The 1,136-nt window shown below is 68.2% G+C and carries 2 protein-coding genes; both read left to right on the forward strand.

The features are described from left to right. Positions 1-660, forward strand: a 660-nt coding sequence (locus tag W930_RS30550) for a hypothetical protein (RefSeq protein ID WP_036656510.1), incomplete at its 5' end; no start/stop codon positions are given. A gap of 113 nt (positions 661-773) precedes the next feature. Next, the coding region (locus W930_RS28875) for a hypothetical protein (protein WP_036656513.1) at positions 774-1,136 on the forward strand (363 nt) is incomplete at its 3' end.

The following is a 1,136-nucleotide window of genomic DNA, read 5'->3' on the forward strand; positions in this document are numbered from 1 at the left end:
CGCGACCCACGCGACCCGCGCGATCCACGCGGCGCTTCCGACGCCAGGCCTGCGGCAGCGGGGGCGCCATCGGCGGCTGCGAAGCGCCCGGTGGCGCCAGGCGTGGTGACGCGGGGCAACGCGACGGACGGCCTGGTGACGCTGATGCGGCTCGTGAAACTGATGATGGAAATTCGCACGGGCGAGCGCAACACCGAACAGTCGTACCGCTCGCGCCACGACGTACTGACGTTCTCGCGCGGTGTGGCGGCGCGCGACGAAAAGTATCGCGCCAACCGGAAGCACTACGACGCGGCCATGACATCGGCGGGCGGATCGCTGTTCTCGGGGGCATTGTCGTTGGGCGGCAGTGTGGTGAGCGCGCGCTACGGCATGCGCGACAAGCTGGAAATCGGGCAGGCCTTCGGCAGCGTGGTGAGCGGCGCGGGGCAGTTCGGCAAGCCGGCGTTCGAATTCGCCGCGGCCGATCTGTCGAACCGCGGACGGGACAACGACGTGGTGGGAGAGTTCGCCACCACGCTGACTGACGAGACGCGCCGTACCAACGACCGTCTGCGTCAGCGCATCGAGGCGGCAAGCGCCGAGTTGCGAGACGTCTCCCGGCAACTTTTCGGCATGGCCGGCCAGCATCTGGGCAAGCTGTACGAAGCCATCCGCTGATCCGGCATTCGCCGCGAGCCTTCGATCCCGGCGTGGCTGTCGTCGGCCACGCCGGTTCCGACCCGATCGTGACCCAGGCGCGGTTCCCACGCCGCCTCACTCTTCCTACCACCATGTCAGTCTGCGAGCGCGCCGTTGCGGCATTCTTCAGAACCCACCGTTTCACGGCGCGCACGGAGGTCTGCGAGCGCACGCGGATCGTGCTCGGTCACCGTGTCGAAAACGGCGAACTGTCGCTTTGTCACCGTCTCGACAAGGTGGCGGCAGGCTTCGTGCTGACGATCACCGACTTCCGGCTCGACGAACGGGCGGCGTCCGGCGAGCACGCCGTACGCCGCTTCTGTCAATTGATTCGCACGCTGCTGCGCACAGTGCCGCACGTCTGCTACGTGCGCGGCATGATCTTCCCCGGCGTGAGCGACGCACGCCTGCGCACGATACGGCTGCGCCTCGGGGCGGTCCTCGAGCGCGAAGGC

This window comes from Pandoraea sp. E26 (assembly GCF_000681415.1).
GTDB classification, from domain to species: Bacteria; Pseudomonadota; Gammaproteobacteria; order Burkholderiales; family Burkholderiaceae; genus Pandoraea; species Pandoraea pnomenusa.